The sequence below is a fragment of the Arthrobacter sp. PM3 genome, from assembly GCF_003352915.1.
In the GTDB taxonomy this organism is placed as follows: Bacteria; Actinomycetota; Actinomycetes; order Actinomycetales; family Micrococcaceae; genus Arthrobacter.
On record NZ_CP022314.1, the window covers coordinates 3173732 to 3190559 of the forward strand.

Consider the following 16828-nt stretch of genomic DNA (forward strand, 5'->3'; position numbering starts at 1 on the left):
CTGCTTGCGTCCACTATGTGGTTCCCAACCAACAAACCCGTTGCTTGAGAACCAACAACTGAATAACACCACAACTGCACCACCAGCTATAACTACAGGTGCAGCGTGTTGTAACCACAAAGTTTTCCCCACCCCCGCCCCCACAAAGGGCCGGGCCGGTGGCGGACACAGGGTTACGGCGGTCATAGCGTGGGGGAAACGCCCGGTCCCATTCCGAACCCGGAAGCTAAGACCCACAGCGCCGATGGTACTGCACCCGGGAGGGTGTGGGAGAGTAGGTCACCGCCGGAACATCATTTCAGGTCGAGGACCCCAACCACCAGGTTGGGGTCCTCCCGCATTTAACCACCCCCACCACCCATTCACACCCTCCCTCACCACCCATTCACACCCTCCCTCACCACCCGCACCCCCACCCGGACCCTCCCTCACCACCCGCACCCCCCACCCGGACCCTCCCTCACCACCCGCACCCCCGGGCCGGATCTTCCCTCACCACCCGCACCCCCCCGGACCCTCCCTCACGACCCGCAACCCCGGGTACGACATCTGAGGGAGGGGCACCCTCAGGACCGCCGAACCTGAGGGAGCGCCACAGCCGTGACTGCGAAACGTGAGGGAGGGTCGGGTTGTGAGTCTTGCCACCGCGGGGCCGGATGGATGCCCCGTCGTTAGCCGGTGGCCGGCCGCTCGCCTAGAATTGAGGGAGATGTACGGACTTCGAAGCGCTTGATTTCGGGTTGCGTAGGGAACGAAACACGGAATAGAGCGGCTGCGATTGCGCCAGTGGTCAGCTCGCAACAGGAGGACTCCAGCATGGCTGAGCACAACGACGGCAACCGCGGCGGCAACTCCCGCCACAACTCTGGCGGACGCAATTCCGGCGGGGGCCCGTACCGCGGCACGAACAACTCGGGCGGAGATCCTCGCGGGTATCGGGCCAGGGACGACCGCGATCATAAGCCCTATGGCGATCGCTCTGCCCGTGACGGTGGCGGTGACCGTGATCGTAAACCTTACGGTGGCGGCGATGACCGTAAGACCTACGGTGACCGCAAGTCTTACGGCGACCGTGGTCCGCGCGAGGGCGGAGCGGGCCGCAGTTACGGTGGCGGGGCAGGCGCCGGCGACCGGAAGCCTTATGGGGCCAGGGATGACCGTAAGCCTTATGGGGATCGTGGTCCGCGCGAAGGCGGCGGCCAGCGCGGCTACGGCAGCGACGACCGTAAGCCGTACGGTGACCGCAATGACCGTGACCGTAAGCCGTATGGTGCCCGGGACGACCGTAAGCCTTATGGTGATCGTGGTCCGCGCGAAGGCGGCGGCCAGCGCGGCTACGGCAGCGACGACCGTAAGCCGTACGGNGACCGCAATGACCGTGACCGTAAGCCGTATGGNGCCCGNGATGACCGTAAGCCTTATGGTGATCGTGGTCCGCGCGAAGGCGGCGGCCAGCGCAGCTACGGCAGCGGTGACCGTGACCGCAAGCCTTACGGCGGCGGCGACAACCGCAAGCCGTTCGGCAGCCGTGAGGACCGGCCGGCACGCAGCTACGACCGCAGCGACTCCGGCCCGCGCCAGTTCGGCCGCGACCGCGCCGAGGACCGTCCCGCGCGCGTGCCGAACGCCCGGGACCTGCGCAGCGCCAACCGTCCCGACCGCGAGCGTTCCCCCCAGATCGACGAGGACGTGACGGGCAAGGAGTTGGACCGCGCCACGCAACACCAAATCAAGACGCTCGAAGGCAACAACGCCGAATGGGTGGCACGCCACCTTGTCATGGCCGGACGCCTCCTGGACGAAGAGCCGGAGGTTGCTTTCCAGCATGCCCTGGCCGCCAGCCGGCGCGGCGGACGCCTCGCTGCCGTCCGTGAAGCCGTCGGCCTGACCGCCTACGCGGCCGGCCACTACGGCGAGGCGCTTCGCGAATTCCGGACGTACCGCCGTATCAGCGGCTCCAACATGCACCTGCCGGTCATGGCGGACTGCGAGCGTGGCCTTGGCCGCCCGGACCGCGCCCTCGACATGGCGCGGTCCGAAGAGGCCAAGGACCTCGACGCCCCGGGCAAGGTGGAACTGGCCATTGTCGCCGCCGGTGCCCGCACCGACCTCGGTCAGCTTGAGGCTGCCGTTTCCGAACTTGAGATTCCGCAACTGGACATCAACCGGGCGTTCTCCTACAGCCCCCGCTTGTTCCGGGCCTACGCCGAGGCCCTCACGGCAGCAGGCCGCGCTGCCGAGGCCGGGAAGTGGCAGCAGCAGGCCGTCGTGGCAGAGGACGCCCTGGGCCTGGGAGCAGACGAGGAGCCTGACATCATCGACCTCGGCTGGGACGAGGAAGAAGCCCGCGAGGAAGAACGCCAAAACCGGCTCCGCGCACAGGAAGCCGCCGGCGCGCATGCCGGGACCGACGAGCGTGCCCCGCGGGTTGCAAGTGCCGCGGCCGCGGAAGAAGTCACCGGAACCGCAGCAGGAATCGTCCAGAGCGGGATCGACGAGGGCTCCGACGACGCCGAGTCCGACTTCTTCGAGTCCGACGACGCCGAGTCTGACGAGGATTCCGTGGAAGCGGACGTCCTGGATGACGCCGACGGTGAGACCGCCAGCGAATCCGGCTTTGAGTCCGATCACGACAGCGCCGACAACTCCGGCGCCGCCGCGCGTGAGCGCGTGGAGGACTAGCCTCGTGACCGCACCCGCACTGATTTCCACCTTCGACGCCCTCCTGTCCGACCTCGACGGGGTGGTCTATGCCGGACCCCACGCCATCCCTGGCGCCGTGGAGTCGCTGCGCCGGCTCGCCGGCGTCGGCGTCGGACTGGGCTACGTGACCAACAATGCCTCCCGCTCTCCCGCGCAGGTGGCGCAACACCTGCGCGAACTCGGCGCCCCCGCCGAGGACCACCAGGTGGTGAGCTCCTCTCAGGCCGCAGCGGCGCTGCTGGCCACACTGGTGCCGGCCGGAGCGCACGTGCTCATCACGGGCAGCGCCGCGCTGGCTCAGGAAATTGAGCTGGTCGGCCTGGTTCCCGTCCGGAGCGCGGCGGACAATCCGGTCGCCGTCGTCCAGGGCTTCAGCCCCGAGATCGGGTGGAAGGACCTCGCCGAGGCGGCGTACGTCGTCGCCGGCGGTGCCCTCTGGGTGGCGACCAACACGGACATGTCCATTCCCCAGGCCCGCGGAATCGCCCCGGGCAACGGGACCCTCGTGGCAGCTGTTGCGGCCGCGACCGGGCAGACCCCGCTGGTGGCCGGCAAGCCGGAGGCGCCTTTGTTCCATACCGCCGCGAAGCGCCTGGCGGCGGACCGGCCGCTCGTCGTCGGCGACCGCCTGGACACCGACATCCTGGGCGGCAACAACGCCGGGTTCGCCACGGTGGCCGTCCTGACCGGCGTGGACACCAGGGAATCAATCCTGGCCGCCCGTTCCGTGGAGCGCCCCGACTACCTGATCAATGACCTGACGGACCTGTACGCCCCGTACCCCGCGGTGGAGCACGACGCCGGGAGGTTCCGCAGCGGCACGGCTTCGGCAATCGTTCGGGGAGAGTCCGTCCACATCAGCGGGGACCCCGCGGATCTGGATTCCTGGCGTGCCGCGTGCTCGGCCTGGTGGGCCGCGAACCCCGGGACAACCAGCGCACTGGCGCCGGTCCTCGAATGGCTCGATCACTAGACTGGACCCATGACCGAGCCAAACCGGGAGCCAGCCCAGGAGCACGACCACCAGCCCAGCCCGGCGTTTGACCAGCTGCCACAACAGGCGCACATCGAAGACCCCGCCATCAGCGCGGTCCTCGACCGCCTCGACGACGTGCGGCTGACACCGGTGGCCGGGCACGGCGACGTCTACGCGGAAATCCATGACGCGCTGCTGGAGGCCCTCAATGAGGACGTGGCGTCCCCTGCGGGCGCGGCACGCCGTATCCACGCTGCCGGGAACGGCAGCGGGGACGCTGCGCGGGAGGGTGGACAGTGAGCCGCCTTGACCAGGCCCTCGTCAGCCGGGGGCTCGCGAGGTCCCGGACCCACGCCGCCCGCCTGATCGCCGAAGGCAAAGTGAGCTCCGACGGCGAAGTCCTCGCCAAGGCATCCCTCCAGATAGGGGAGGAAGCCGTGCTGGACGTTGCCGCCTCCGCCGAGGACGGCTACGTCAGCCGCGCGGGGCACAAACTCGCCGGCGCCCTGGATGCCTTCCCCGCCGTCGTCGTCCCCGGGAAACGGTGCCTCGACGCCGGTGCCTCCACGGGCGGGTTCACGGACGTCCTGCTCCGGCGCGGCGCGAGCCACGTGGTGGCTGTCGACGTCGGGCACGGCCAGCTCGTGCCGGAGATCCGCAACGACGCACGGGTCTCCGTCCACGAGGGCCTCAACGTCCGCTACATGACAGCCGAAGAGATCGGCGGCCCGGCAGCGCTGACCGTCGCGGACTTGTCCTTCATCTCGCTGACCCTGGTCATGGCGCCGCTGGCGGCCTGCACCGAACCCGGCGGGGACCTCGTCCTGATGGTCAAGCCGCAGTTCGAGATCGGCAAGGAGCGGCTGGGCCGGACCGGCGTGGTCACCTCGGAGCGGGAACGCCGTCTGGCCGTGGGCAAGGTGGCCGCCGCCGCGGTGGATGCGGGCCTGGACCTGAGGGGATTGGCGCAAAGCCCGCTGCCCGGCCAGGACGGCAATGTGGAGTACTTCCTGTGGATGAGACGCGCGTTGTCGCAAGTCCCGCCTAAGATCGAGGAGCGGGACGCAGCCGTGGCTGCGTTGCTCGGAACAATCTGGCCGAACCACTAGCACCACCAGAAGGCGGAACCTGATGAGCAGGCGTGTCCTCATCCTTGCCCACACCGGGCGGGAGGAATCCCTCAAGGCTGCCTGGGAAGCGTGCGCCCAGCTGCACGAGTCCGGGCTTACGCCTGTGATGCAGAAAACCGAACTCGGCGACATGGTGCGCTTCTTCGGCCGGCTGGACCACCCGGTCGAAGTACTCCACGACCACGTGAAGCTGCCCGACGTCGAACTCGTCATGGTGCTCGGCGGCGACGGCACCATCCTCCGCGCCGCGGAACTCGTCCGCGAAGTCGACGTCCCGCTGCTGGGCGTGAACCTGGGCCATGTGGGCTTCCTCGCCGAGAGCGAGCGGGCTGACCTCACCCAGACGGTCGAATGGATCGCCAGCCGCGAATACACGGTCGAGGAGCGCATGACGATCGACGTCCAGGTCTGGGTCCGCGGGCAGAAGATCTGGCACACCTGGGCCTTGAACGAGGCCGCCATCGAAAAGGGCAACCGGGAGCGGATGCTCGAGGTCGTCACGGAAGTCGACGAACGCCCGCTGACGTCCTTCGGTTGCGACGGCGTGGTGCTGGCCACCCCGACCGGCTCCACGGCCTACGCCTTCTCCGCCGGCGGACCGGTGGTGTGGCCCGAGGTCGAGGCCCTGCTGATCGTGCCGATCAGCGCCCATGCCCTGTTCGCCAAACCGCTCGTGGTTTCGCCCCGGTCCCGCCTCGCGGTCGAAATCCTCAACCGGACCGATGCCCAGGGCGTCCTGTGGTGCGACGGGCGGAGGTCCGTGGACCTGCCGCCCGGTGCCCGCGTCGAGGTGACCCGCTCCGCCACGCCCGTGCGCCTGGCCCGGACGCACCAGACCCCCTTCTCCGGCCGGCTGGTCCGGAAGTTCGAACTGCCCATCCAGGGCTGGCGCGGACCCGTGCCGCAGTCCGGGGTCATCCACACCGGGCCCCTGCCAATCATCCGCACGCCCCGCCCCATGCCCCCGTTGCCGTCGCCGCGCCACGCAGGACCCGGCGACGCCCCCGATCCTTCGCCAAATCCCCCAACCGGGAAGTGAACCATGCTTGAAGAACTCAGAATCCGAGACCTCGGAGTCATCACCGACGCAACCCTGCCCCTGGGCCCGGGCCTGAGCGTCGTCACCGGTGAAACCGGCGCCGGCAAGACCATGGTGGTCACCGCCGTCGGGCTGCTCCTCGGCGCCAGGTCCGACGCCGGCGCCGTCCGCAGTGGAGCGAAAAGCGCCTCCGCGGAGGCCGTGCTGAAGCTCGACGCCGGGCACGCCGCCGTCGAACGGGCACGTGAGGCCGGAGCGGAGGTTGAGGAGTTCGACGCCGGTGCGGAGCTGCTGATTGCCCGCAGCGTCGGTGCGGACGGCCGCAGCCGGGCCTACCTGGGCGGTCGCGCCGCCCCGGTGGGCGTGCTCGCTGAGATCGGCGAGACCTTGGTGGTGGTCCACGGTCAGTCGGACCAGATCCGGCTCAAGAGCCCGGTGGCGCAGCGCGGCGCCCTGGACAAGTTTGCGGGGGAGAGCCTCGCGGGGACCCTGACCGGGTATCAGGACCTGTATGCCCGCTGGCACGCCAACCAGGCCGAACTCGATGCCCTGCGCAGCGCGGCCCGCGAACGGCTCCGGGAGGCGGAGTCGCTGCAGGCCGCCCTGGCCGAGATCGACGGCGTCGACCCGCAGCCGGGGGAGGACGACGCCCTCAAGGCCGAGGCCGTGAAGCTCGCCAACGTGGAGGAGCTGCGGATCGCCGCCAGTACGGCCCACCAGGCACTCATCGCCGAGGACTTCGGTGAGGAAGCAGACGCCACCACCCTGGTGGACGCAGCCAAGCGCACCCTCGAGCACGTAGCCGAACACGACGAGGCCCTTGGAGCGGCGGCGGCCCGCCTGGCGGAGGTCGGCTTCCTGCTCAACGACATCGCCGCGGAACTTGCCAGCTACCAGGCCGCCCTGGACACCGAGGGCCCCGAACGGCTCGCCGAGATCGAGGACCGCCGGGCGGTGCTGGCCAAGCTGGTCCGCAAGTACGCACCAAGCATCGACGAAGTCCTGGTCTGGGCCGAGGAAGCCCGGGCACGCTATGAGGAGCTGCAGGACGACTCCACCCGGATTGAGGCGCTGGATGCCGAGGTCGCACAGGCGGAAGCCGAGCTCCGGAAGCAGGCGGCCGCCATCAGCAAAGCCCGCAAGAAGGCCGCCAAGGACCTCTCGGCCCGGGTCAGCGCCGAGCTGACAGCCCTCGCCATGGCCGACGCCACCCTCGTCATCAACGTCGATGCCGCCGGACAGTTGGGGCCCTTCGGGGCCGACGACATTTCGTTCCTGCTCCAGCCGCACTCCGGCGCCCCGGCCCGGCCGCTCGGCAAGGGCGCCTCGGGCGGTGAACTCTCGCGCGTGATGCTCGCCATCGAGGTGGTGCTCGCCGCCGTCGATCCCGTCCCGACGTTTGTGTTCGACGAGGTCGACGCCGGCGTGGGCGGCCGCGCCGCCGTGGAGATCGGGCGCCGGCTGGCGATGCTGGCCAGGCACGTCCAGGTCCTGGTGGTGACCCACCTGCCGCAGGTCGCCGCCTTCGCGGACCAGCACATCCGGGTCATCAAGACCTCCGTGCGTGGCGCCGACGGTGACACCGCAACCGGCTTCACCTCCAGCGACGTCCAACTGCTGGACGAAGCCGAGCGGGTCCGCGAACTGGCCCGCATGCTGGCGGGCCAGGAGGACTCGGAATCCGCCAGGGCGCACGCCCAGGAGCTGCTGGACGACGCCAAGCTCCTGCCGCAGTCCTGAAACCGTCCGCCGGTAGGACAACAATCACATCGGGATGAGCCCGAAGAACCCGTGGAAGGCCGAATTGATGATAAGCTCAAATCCCGTGGTGCAGCGATCAAACTCTCGTGTAAATTCCCGGTTCCCGGGCTCGTCCAAGACGACCAAACACATCTTCGTCACCGGTGGTGTAGCGTCCTCGCTCGGGAAGGGACTGACGGCTTCGAGCCTCGGCCATCTCCTGCGGGCCCGCGGTCTGTCTGTAACTATGCAAAAGCTCGATCCCTATCTGAACGTGGATCCGGGCACGATGAACCCCTTCCAGCACGGCGAGGTCTTCGTCACTGACGACGGCGCTGAGACGGACCTGGACATCGGCCACTACGAACGCTTCCTCGATGAAAACCTCGAAGGCTCAGCCAACGTCACAACCGGCCAGGTTTACTCGACCGTCATCGCCAAGGAGCGCCGCGGCGAATACCTCGGCGACACCGTTCAGGTCATCCCGCACATCACCGATGAGATCAAGCGGCGCATGCGGCTTCCCTCCGAGGGCAAGAACGCTCCCGATGTCATCATCACCGAAATCGGCGGAACCGTGGGTGACATTGAGTCCCAGCCGTTCCTCGAATCCGCCCGCCAGGTCCGCCAGGACATCGGCCGCAACAACGTGTTCTTCCTCCACGTCTCCCTCGTGCCCTACATCGGCCCGTCGCAGGAGCTGAAGACCAAGCCGACGCAGCACTCCGTTGCCGCGCTGCGCTCCATCGGCATCCAGCCCGAGGCGATCGTGATCCGTTCGGACCGCGACGTGCCCCAGGCCATGCGCGAGAAGATCGGCCGCATGTGCGACGTCGACATCGACGCCGTCATCGGCTGCCCGGACGCTCCGAGCATCTACGACATCCCCAAGACCCTGCATTCCCAGGGACTGGATTCGTACATCGTCCGTGCCCTGGACCTGCCGTTCAAGGACGTGGACTGGACCAGCTGGGACAAGCTGCTCGACGCCGTCCACAACCCGAAGCACGAAGTTGAGATCGCGCTGGTCGGCAAGTACATCGACCTGCCGGACGCCTACCTGTCCGTCACGGAGGCCTTGCGCGCCGGCGGCTTCGCCAACGACACCAAGGTCAAGATCCGCTGGGTCCCCTCGGACGAGTGCGAAACCCGCGAAGGCGCCGTGCAGTCCCTGGCCGGCGTCGACGCCATCTGCGTCCCGGGCGGCTTCGGCATCCGCGGCCTCGAGGGCAAGCTGGGCGCCCTGAAGTACGCCCGTGAAACCAAGCTCCCGGTCCTGGGCCTGTGCCTGGGCCTGCAGTGCATGGTGATCGAGTACGCCCGCAACGTGGTCGGCCTCGAGGGGGCGTCCTCGTCCGAGTTCGAGCCGGACTCCAAGTACCCGGTCATCGCCACGATGGAAGAGCAGCTGGACATCGTCGAGGGCAAAGGCGACCTCGGCGGCACCATGCGCCTGGGCCTGTACGAGGCCAAGCTCGACGAAGGCTCCGTCGTCGCCGAGACCTACGGCGCCACCAAGGTCAGCGAGCGGCACCGGCACCGCTACGAGGTCAACAACAAGTACCGCGACCAGATCGCCGCCAAGGGCCTGTCCTTCTCCGGTACCTCGCCCGACGGCAAGCTGGTCGAATTCGTGGAACTTCCGCGCGACGTCCACCCGTACTACGTTGCCACGCAGGCGCACCCCGAGCTAAGCTCGCGCCCCACGCGCCCGCACCCGCTCTTCGCGGGCCTGATCAAGGCTGCCCTGGCACACCAGCAGGACGGCGACGCCGTGCCCGCTGCAGCGGCCGGCACCACTGCCAAGGCCAGTGTGAAAGTCGAAGACCCGGCTGCTGCCCCCAAGCCCTCGTCGGCAGCAGTGTCGAAGTAATTACCAACTGAATCAAAGGACGGCGCGATGCCCGGTAAGTCTGAGACCCCCAATGCTGCACGGCAGGTTTCGGATGAGCCGAGCCCGCGCCGTCTTTTGTCTTCGCGCAAAGTGTACGAAGGCAGGATCTGGGACGTTGTCAGCGACAGCTTCCAGCTCAACGACGACGGCGACACCCTGGTCCGTGACTACATCGACCACCCAGGTGCGGTCGCCGTTCTCCCCATGAACGACGCCGGCGACGTCCTGCTGCTGCGGCAGTACCGGCACCCCGTCGGCATGGACCTGTGGGAGATTCCCGCCGGACTGCTCGACGTCGAAGGGGAGGACTTCGTGACCGGGGCCGCGCGCGAACTCGCCGAGGAAGCGGACCTCGTGGCGGAGCGCTGGAACGTGCTGGCGGACTTCTTCAATTCGCCCGGGTCCTCCAGCGAAGCCATCCGGATCTATCTCGCCCGTGGCCTCAGTGAGGTGCCGGGTCACGAACGGCACGTCCGCACCGACGAGGAAGCCGAGATCGAACTCCACTGGACCCCGCTGGACGCCGCGGTGGAGGCAGTTCTGGACGGCCGCCTGCACAACCCGTCCGCCGTCGTCGGCATCTTGGCCGCAGCCGCAGCCCGCGCCGACAACTTCGAACACCTCCGTCCGGCCGATGCCCCCTGGCCCGCCCATCCCAGCCAGCGCTAATGACGGACGCGCTGACTGCCGATGCGATGGCTGCCGTCCCGCAGCCGGAGCCCGCCGCCCCGCAGCCGGCGGACGCCGCCGCCCCGGCCCCGCAGGCTCGTCCGCAGTCGGCGATTGACCGCGCCATCACCGACTACCTCCAGCACATGGGGGTGGAACGCGGCCTGGCGGCAAACACCCTCGCCGCGTACCGGCGTGACCTTGCCCGGTACGCGGCCTACCTCGGCGGCTCCTGCCGCCAGCGCCCGGAGGACGTCACACGGCACGACGTCACCGGATTCGTCCAGGCGCTTTCGGACGGCTCCGACGGCGGAAGTCCCCTCGGCGTCCGGTCCGCGGCACGCACCGTTGTCGCCGTGCGTGGCCTGCACAAGTTCTGGGCCCTTGAGGGCCTCACACCCACCGACCCCGCCAGTGACGTCCACCCGCCGATGCCCGGCAAACGGCTCCCCAAGGCCATCAGCGTCGACGAGGTCACCAGGATTCTTGAGGCGGCCGGCACGGATACGGCCACCGGCCTGCGGGACCGTGCCATGCTCGAGTTCCTCTATTCCACCGGCGCCCGCATCAGCGAGGCCGTGGGCCTGGACGTCGACGACATCTCCCAACTCGCCGCCGGCCAGTCGGCTTCGGCGGCGGGCGGCGGTGACGGGCCCGCAATCGTCAGGCTGTTCGGCAAGGGCTCCAAGGAACGCCTCGTCCCGCTGGGGTCCTACGGGGCGCGCGCCCTCGACGCCTACCTGGTCCGCGGACGTCCCCTGTTGGCTGCGAAAGGCAAGGGCACCCCTGCCCTGTTCCTGAACGCCCGCGGCGGGAGGATCAGCCGGCAAAGCGCCTGGACCATCCTGAAGTCGGCGGCCGAGAAAGCCAACATCACCAAGGCCGTCTCGCCGCACACCCTGCGGCACTCCTTCGCCACCCACCTGCTCGAGGGCGGTGCCGACGTCCGCGTGGTCCAGGAACTCCTCGGGCATGCTTCCGTCACCACCACTCAGGTGTACACCCAGGTGACAGCCGACACCCTGCGGGAAATCTACGCCGCCGCACACCCCCGCGCCCTGGGCTGAGCGGGGCCGGCGCGGTTCTTGCCGGTGGCGTCAAAAATGTCAGACCCCCTTGCGAGACTGTGGGTATGGAAGGCAGAGCGGCGTGGAGCAGGGAGAGCGGGGAGGCCTTGGCGGCCGTCGCCGCGTCTGTTGCCGCGCTGGCTGCCCTTGCCGGCGGGGCCGCTTCGTCCGGTGCGGATGTCGATTCGGCCGGTGCTGCTGAGCCCGGGACTGATCCGTTGCGGGATTTCGCGGACGGGTGCCTGGACGGGTTGGCGTTAGTGGCGCGGCTGGAGGCCGGGATGGCGGCGTTGAAGGTGCGCCTGGCCGCCGACTACGTGCAGGCCGCCGGGTACCTGGCCGGCCCGGCGGCATCCCCGCAGGAAGCGACGGCCCGGGAGATGGCGGTGCTCGCGGAGGTCGCGGGCGTCCTGACCGTCAGCGAACGCTCCGCCTCGGCGCTGCTGTCGGACGCCCTGGCGCTGACGGGGTCGTTGCCGTTGACGTTGGCGGCGTTGCAGGCCGGGGAGCTGTCCTGGCAGCATGCCCGGATCATGGTCGATGAGGCGGCGAACCTGGACCGGGCGGGGGCGGCCGGGCTGGAGGCGCATTTCCTGGACCCTGCCGCGCCGGATCCGGCGCGGGGGTGCCCGGCCGGGGAGCTGGCCCCGGGCCGGTTCCGGGCCAAGGCACGCACCTGGCGCGAACGCCACCACCCGGACAGCATCGAGGCCCGCCACGCCACGGGGGTGGCGGAGCGGCGGGTGGAGTTTGTCCCGGACCGGGACGGCATGGCCTGGCTCTCGGCCCGGCTCCCGGCCGATACTGCGGCGGGGATCTGGGAACGGACCACCGCCGCGGCCCGGGCGCTGCAGGGCCCGGGCGAGTCCCGGACCCTGGCCCAGCTCCGCGCCGACGTCACCGCCACCTGGCTCCTCACGACCAACACCGGCAGTAACGGCGCCAGTCTCGGCGATGCCGCCGTCCCCGCCGGCAACACTGGCGGCGATGGAATGACCCGGGCCGGCGGCGTAGGCGGCGCCGGCACCGGCACCGGAAACGCGGGAGTCGCCGGCGTGGGCGGGTGCGGGGGTGTTCCGTCGCCGCGGGCGCAGGTCCTGGTCACGGTCCCGGTGATGGCTTTGCTGGGGGCCACGGAGGAACCGGCCATGCTGGACGGGTACGGGCCGGTCCCGCCGTCAATGGCCCGCCGGCTGGTCGCCGACGGCGCCAATTCGTTCCACCGGGTCCTGGTCGACCCCCGCGACGGGGCGCCGCTGGAAATCGGGCGTACCAGTTACCGGGTCACGAAGGCGATGCGTCAGTGGCTGCGGCTGCGCGACGGCAGATGTTCGTTCCCGGGGTGTAATAACCCGTCGCTGGATAACGAGGCCGATCACCTGCTGGCCTGGGCCGACGGCGGGACCACCGGGGTGGCGAATCTGGCCCAGCCCTGCCCGAAACACCACCGGCTCAAACACAACTCCGCCTGGACACCCGGCGGCGCGAGCGGTGAGAGTCCGCCGGGCTGGACCTCACCGGCCGGACGCCACTACCGCAGCGAATACCCCGACTGGGAACCACCCCGCTGGCCCGAGCACTTCGTGCCGCCGGACCCCGGCCCGGACCCCGACGCCGCCCTGCCCCCGGACCCCTTCCCCGAATGGCACCAGTTCACCATGGACCGGTTCTCGCAAGTCGACCCTCACGACTTTGACTGGCCGCCCGTCGGTGACCCCCTCACGGAGTACGTTCCGCTGCAATGCGCCTGAATGCCAGTCCGGCGGGCTGTGTGCCGCGGCGACATGGCTGAGATAGCCCGCTGCAGCTATAGGGTTGGTCACATGAAGGCCACGCCCGTAACTCTCTGCTTCCTGCTCCGCGATGCGGAGAACGGCGCCGAGGTTTTGCTTGGCATGAAGAGGACCGGGTTCGGCGTCGGAAAAATCGTCGGGCTGGGTGGCCACGTGGAACCGGGGGAGTCGCACGCCGAGGCTGCCTGCCGCGAAGTCTTCGAAGAATCCGGAATCGTGGTCGAAGAGCACGATCTCCGGGTTGCCGGTCTGATCGAATTCGTCTTTCCCGCCCGGCCGGAATGGAACATGTCCACGAGCCTGTTTACCGCCCGCCGCTGGTCCGGCGAGCCGGCGGAAAGCCAGGAGATCATCCCGGAATGGTTCCGGGTGGCCGCCCTGCCGCTGGAGCGCATGTGGCAGGACGCCGAACACTGGCTCCCGTTGGCCCTGTCGGAAAACATCGTCGAGGCGATTATCACCCTCAACGATGACAACGAGACCGTGGCGTCCGCGGAATATTCTTTGCGGGGCGTGTAACCCCTGCCCTGCGGCCGGAAACAATACAGGTATCCAGCAGTTCAGGAACTTCTCATTTGGGGGATGCGTGCTTTCGGAGCGCGAGTTGGCGTTTATCGCTATTCATAAAGACAGCTACCCGCGGGTGTACAAGTTTGTACGCCGGCGGGTGGAATCAGCGGAGTCGGCGGAGGAACTCGCCGCGGACGTTTTCCGGGTGGTGTGGCAGAAGTGGGACGACGCACCGCGGACAGACATTGCGTGGCTTCTGACGGTGGCCCGCAATTTGATCGGGAACGCGTACCGGAGCCGGGACCGGCAGGAGGCGCTCCAGGACAAGCTGCGTAACGCCGCCGTGGTGCGGTTCGGCGATGACTCCGAGAACGTGGCGGTACAGGACGCCATGGCGGCGCTGCGCGAGAAGGACCGTGACATCCTCCAACTGGCCTACTGGGATGAGCTGAGCATTGCCGAAATCGCCGGTGTGCTGGGCTGCAGTGAGTCCGCCGCCAAGGTGCGGCTGCACCGGGCCAGGGCGGCCTTTCGCAAGCACATGCCGTCCGGCGCCGCAACGATGACACAGAAGATGGGGGCCTGAGATGGATCCGATCAAGAACATGATTTCCGCGACGGATCCCGTGCACAACGATCCGTCCGTGCCCGACGGCGAGGCAGCCCTGCGCCGGATGCTCACCGAACCGAGGGAATTCAGCGACAAGCTGCCGCACAACGTCGTCTCCCTGAGGGACCGTAAGCACCGGCGGGCCAGGCTGGCAGGTGTCCTGACCCTCGCCGCGGCCGCCGTCACCGCGGGAGTGCTCGTGGCGACGAACTTGGGCGCACTCACCACCGCCCCGGCGCCGGCCAACACCGGCACCGTGACCGCAAGTGCCACAGCCACGCCCTCGGCAACGGCCACGCCGGCACCTGCTGCCCCCTGGACCTCCTTCACCGACGCCACGGGTCAGGCCACGTTCGAACTCCCGACAGCCTGGACCGTGTCCCAGACACCCGCGACCATTGACGGGGGCTCCTACAACACTGTCGAGGTGAAGAATCCCGGCGGCAAGACCATGTCCACGCTCAGCCTCGCCTACGAGGGCGCGGGCGGACCGTCGTGCCCGGATCCTAAACCCTTCTCCACCCTCGATTCGGTCGTTGTCGATATCCCGCAGAAGGCCGCGAAGCTCAGGGAATCACCTCGAGGCCCGTCGGCCTTCGTCTACCGGATTGTCCAGGGTGACAAAGTTTATGGGTCGATGGCGCTGACAGATCTCGGCCTGGACACGGGTACCACCACGTGTGGGCTGTACAACGGCATCCTGGGCCCGGACAACGCGCCTTTTACGCACTTCGGCGATGCCCTCTGGCTTACACCCGATGGCCAGGACGCGGCCCACACCTTTATAACTATCGCCGAGGCCAAGGCCTACATGCAGACGCAGGAATACCAGGACATCAAGCGGATGCTGATCTCACTGGCCCTGCGCCCGGTCAAAGCGGCGGCCGCCCCGCGCTTCGTCACCCTGGACGGCAGTGCCAGTTTCGAACTTCCCGCCGGATGGACGGCGAAAGGAGTGCCGGCAGGCACGCCGGAATTCCCGGCAACCGGTGTGGATGTGTTCAACGAGGACAACAAGAAGGTGGCCAACCTCTACTATGGCTACGGGACCGGGCTCGGTGGCGGCTGCGGCCCGGAGAAGTACACTGCGACGGAACTTGATACAGCGTCGTCGTCGTTGGACGCTGACTGGGCCGTACAGGCCGGAGTCCGTTTCTCCTACCGGGTCCTCGACCAGACATCAGTGGGCAAGGGCTTCAGCTACCAGGTGGGCCTGGTGGACAAATCCAGTGGTCAGCCGACAAACAGCTGCCTGATGTATTCCGTTGTCAACGGAGCCCCCCGCGGCTCCCTGTCATTTGCGGATCGGAGCAGCAAGAGCGCCGACGAGCCCGTGTTTGCCAGCATGACGGAGGCCAGGGCATACATGGAGACGCCCGAATACCTGAAATTGAAGACGATGATCCGGAGCCTGAAGATCAGTTCCTGACCGGGCATCCCGGCTCTGCACCAAACGACGGCAAAACGACGCCGGGCCGGCCACCTGAAAGGTGACCGGCCCGGCGTCGTCCGTTCTGTGGAGAGACCGTACGGAGAGGCGGCAGGGGACTACGGCAGGTGCCGTTCCTCCACGCCGTTGTACTCGCTCAGCGGGCGGATCAGGGAGTTCGACTCCAGCTGCTCCATGATGTGTGCCGTCCAGCCCGTGATCCGGCTGGCGACGAACAGGGGAGTGAAGGTCGCAGTGTCGAAGCCCATGAGGTGGTACGTGGGGCCGGTGGGGTAGTCGAGGTTCGGTTTGATCCCCTTGGCCTCGTCCATTGCCGTTTCCAGCCCGTTGTACAGCCCCAGCATCTCCGGGCGGCCGTAGTGCGCGATCATCTTGTCCAGGGCAGCCTTCATGGTGGGCACCCGGGAGTCGCCGTGCTTGTAGACGCGGTGGCCGAAGCCCATGATCTTCTTCCTGTGGGCCAGGGCGTCCTCCATCCAGGCCTGGGCCCGGACGTGAGCCTCCTCCAAGGACTCCTCCGGCCGGATGCCGATCTCGTCGAAGGTGTGCATGACGGCCTCGTTCGCGCCGCCGTGCAGCGGGCCCTTGAGCGCCCCGATGGCCCCGGTCACGGCTGAGTGCAGGTCCGACAGCGTCGAGGTGATGACGCGGGCGGTGAACGTGGAGGCGTTGAACGAGTGCTCGGCGTAGAGAATCATCGAGACGTTGAAGGCGTCCACGACGTCCGGTGCGGCTTCCTCGCCAAATGTCATCCACAGGAAGTTGGCGTCGTAACCGAGGTCATCGCGCGGTTCCACCAGTTCCTGGCCGCGGCGGCGGCGCTGGTCGTAGGCCACGATCGCCGGCATCTTCGCGAAAAGATCAATCGCTTTGGCCATGTTGGCCTCCCGCGAGGAGTCCTGCTCCAGCGGGTGCCGTGCCCCCAGGACGGAGGCCGCCGTGCGGCAGACGTCCATCGGGTGGGAACTGAGCGGCAGCGCGTCGATGACCTGCTTGAGCACCGGATCCAGCGCCCGGCTGGCGCGTTCCTGCGCGCTGAACTCGGCCAGCTGCTCCGCGGTGGGCAGCTCGCCGTTCCACAGCAGGTACGCCACTTCCTCGAAGCTGCACTTGGCGGCCAGCTCCTGCACCGGGTAGCCGCGGTACAGTAGTGAGTTGGTTTCCGGGTTGACCTTCGAGACCGCGGTGTAGTCCACCACGACGCCGGCGAGGCCTTTTTTGATGTCCTGTTCAGCCATGCTGAAACT

General features: G+C 68.3%; 14 protein-coding genes and 1 rRNA gene. 14 read left to right on the forward strand and 1 reads right to left on the reverse strand.

The features are described 5' to 3' along the window. Positions 1-174: 174 nt before the first annotated feature. The 14 genes from rrf to CFN17_RS14560 all read left to right on the forward strand — a co-directional run bounded on the left by rrf (position 175) and on the right by CFN17_RS14560 (position 15560). Positions 175-291 (forward strand): 5S ribosomal RNA (gene rrf / locus CFN17_RS14495). A gap of 525 nt (positions 292-816) precedes the next feature. Beyond that, the gene (locus CFN17_RS14500) at positions 817-2682 is read left to right on the forward strand and encodes a hypothetical protein (RefSeq protein ID WP_208748466.1); all 1866 of its coding nucleotides are present in this window, start codon (positions 817-819) and stop codon (positions 2680-2682) included. Between the two features lie 4 nt (positions 2683-2686). Further along, positions 2687-3676 (forward strand): HAD-IIA family hydrolase, encoded by a 990-nt coding sequence (locus tag CFN17_RS14505; protein WP_208748467.1) that lies wholly within the window; start codon positions 2687-2689, stop codon positions 3674-3676. Between the two features lie 9 nt (positions 3677-3685). After that, positions 3686-3979 (forward strand): hypothetical protein, encoded by a 294-nt coding sequence (locus CFN17_RS14510; RefSeq protein ID WP_208748468.1) that lies wholly within the window; start codon positions 3686-3688, stop codon positions 3977-3979. After that, on the forward strand, positions 3976-4788 hold the full coding sequence (locus tag CFN17_RS14515; protein ID WP_208748469.1) for a TlyA family RNA methyltransferase: 813 nt from the start codon (positions 3976-3978) through the stop codon (positions 4786-4788). The genes CFN17_RS14510 and CFN17_RS14515 overlap by 4 nt, the downstream gene beginning before the upstream one ends. Before the next feature lie 22 nt (positions 4789-4810). Then, the gene (locus CFN17_RS14520) at positions 4811-5848 is read left to right on the forward strand and encodes an NAD kinase (protein ID WP_208748470.1); all 1038 of its coding nucleotides are present in this window, start codon (positions 4811-4813) and stop codon (positions 5846-5848) included. A gap of 3 nt (positions 5849-5851) precedes the next feature. Continuing rightward, positions 5852-7588: a DNA repair protein RecN gene (gene recN / locus CFN17_RS14525; RefSeq protein WP_208748471.1), complete on the forward strand. Its 1737-nt coding sequence runs from the start codon at positions 5852-5854 to the stop codon at positions 7586-7588. Positions 7589-7655: 67 nt separating this feature from the next. After that, complete coding sequence (locus CFN17_RS14530; protein ID WP_261792472.1) at positions 7656-9461, forward strand: CTP synthase; 1806 nt, start codon at positions 7656-7658, stop codon at positions 9459-9461. A 27-nt stretch (positions 9462-9488) separates the two neighbouring features. Next, positions 9489-10151, forward strand: a complete 663-nt coding sequence (locus CFN17_RS14535; protein ID WP_208748472.1) for an NUDIX hydrolase — start codon at positions 9489-9491, stop codon at positions 10149-10151. 26 nt (positions 10152-10177) lie between these two features. Further along, complete coding sequence (xerD, locus tag CFN17_RS14540) at positions 10178-11218, forward strand: site-specific tyrosine recombinase XerD (protein WP_208751514.1); 1041 nt, start codon at positions 10178-10180, stop codon at positions 11216-11218. A gap of 65 nt (positions 11219-11283) precedes the next feature. Beyond that, positions 11284-12969 (forward strand): HNH endonuclease signature motif containing protein, encoded by a 1686-nt coding sequence (locus CFN17_RS14545; RefSeq protein WP_208748473.1) that lies wholly within the window; start codon positions 11284-11286, stop codon positions 12967-12969. Between the two features lie 72 nt (positions 12970-13041). Further along, entirely contained in the window at positions 13042-13530 is a 489-nt protein-coding gene (locus tag CFN17_RS14550) for an 8-oxo-dGTP diphosphatase (protein ID WP_208748474.1), read from the forward strand. A gap of 67 nt (positions 13531-13597) precedes the next feature. Next, a complete protein-coding gene (locus CFN17_RS14555; RefSeq protein WP_208748475.1) occupies positions 13598-14107 on the forward strand; it encodes an RNA polymerase sigma factor in 510 nt (169 codons plus the stop codon). Between the two features lies 1 nt (position 14108). Next, positions 14109-15560 (forward strand): hypothetical protein, encoded by a 1452-nt coding sequence (locus CFN17_RS14560; protein WP_208748476.1) that lies wholly within the window; start codon positions 14109-14111, stop codon positions 15558-15560. 119 nt (positions 15561-15679) lie between these two features. Here CFN17_RS14560 and CFN17_RS14565 read toward each other — a convergent pair whose 3' ends face one another. Further along, entirely contained in the window at positions 15680-16819 is a 1140-nt protein-coding gene (locus CFN17_RS14565; RefSeq protein WP_208748477.1) for a bifunctional 2-methylcitrate synthase/citrate synthase, read from the reverse strand. Between the last annotated feature and the right edge of the window lie 9 nt (positions 16820-16828).

Excerpts from the sequence above, each read along its gene's own strand:
- CFN17_RS14510 (WP_208748468.1), top strand. The coding sequence starts at position 3,686 with ATGACCGAGCCAAACCGGGAGCCAGCCCAGGAGCACGACCACCAGCCC.
- CFN17_RS14520 (WP_208748470.1), top strand. The coding sequence starts at position 4,811 with ATGAGCAGGCGTGTCCTCATCCTTGCCCACACCGGGCGGGAGGAATCC.
- recN (WP_208748471.1), top strand. The coding sequence starts at position 5,852 with ATGCTTGAAGAACTCAGAATCCGAGACCTCGGAGTCATCACCGACGCA.
- CFN17_RS14530 (WP_261792472.1), top strand. The coding sequence starts at position 7,656 with ATGATAAGCTCAAATCCCGTGGTGCAGCGATCAAACTCTCGTGTAAAT.
- CFN17_RS14535 (WP_208748472.1), top strand. The coding sequence starts at position 9,489 with ATGCCCGGTAAGTCTGAGACCCCCAATGCTGCACGGCAGGTTTCGGAT.
- xerD (WP_208751514.1), top strand. The coding sequence starts at position 10,178 with ATGGCTGCCGTCCCGCAGCCGGAGCCCGCCGCCCCGCAGCCGGCGGAC.
- CFN17_RS14545 (WP_208748473.1), top strand. The coding sequence starts at position 11,284 with ATGGAAGGCAGAGCGGCGTGGAGCAGGGAGAGCGGGGAGGCCTTGGCG.
- CFN17_RS14550 (WP_208748474.1), top strand. The coding sequence starts at position 13,042 with ATGAAGGCCACGCCCGTAACTCTCTGCTTCCTGCTCCGCGATGCGGAG.
- CFN17_RS14560 (WP_208748476.1), top strand. The coding sequence starts at position 14,109 with ATGGATCCGATCAAGAACATGATTTCCGCGACGGATCCCGTGCACAAC.
- CFN17_RS14565 (WP_208748477.1), bottom strand. The coding sequence starts at position 16,819 with ATGGCTGAACAGGACATCAAAAAAGGCCTCGCCGGCGTCGTGGTGGAC.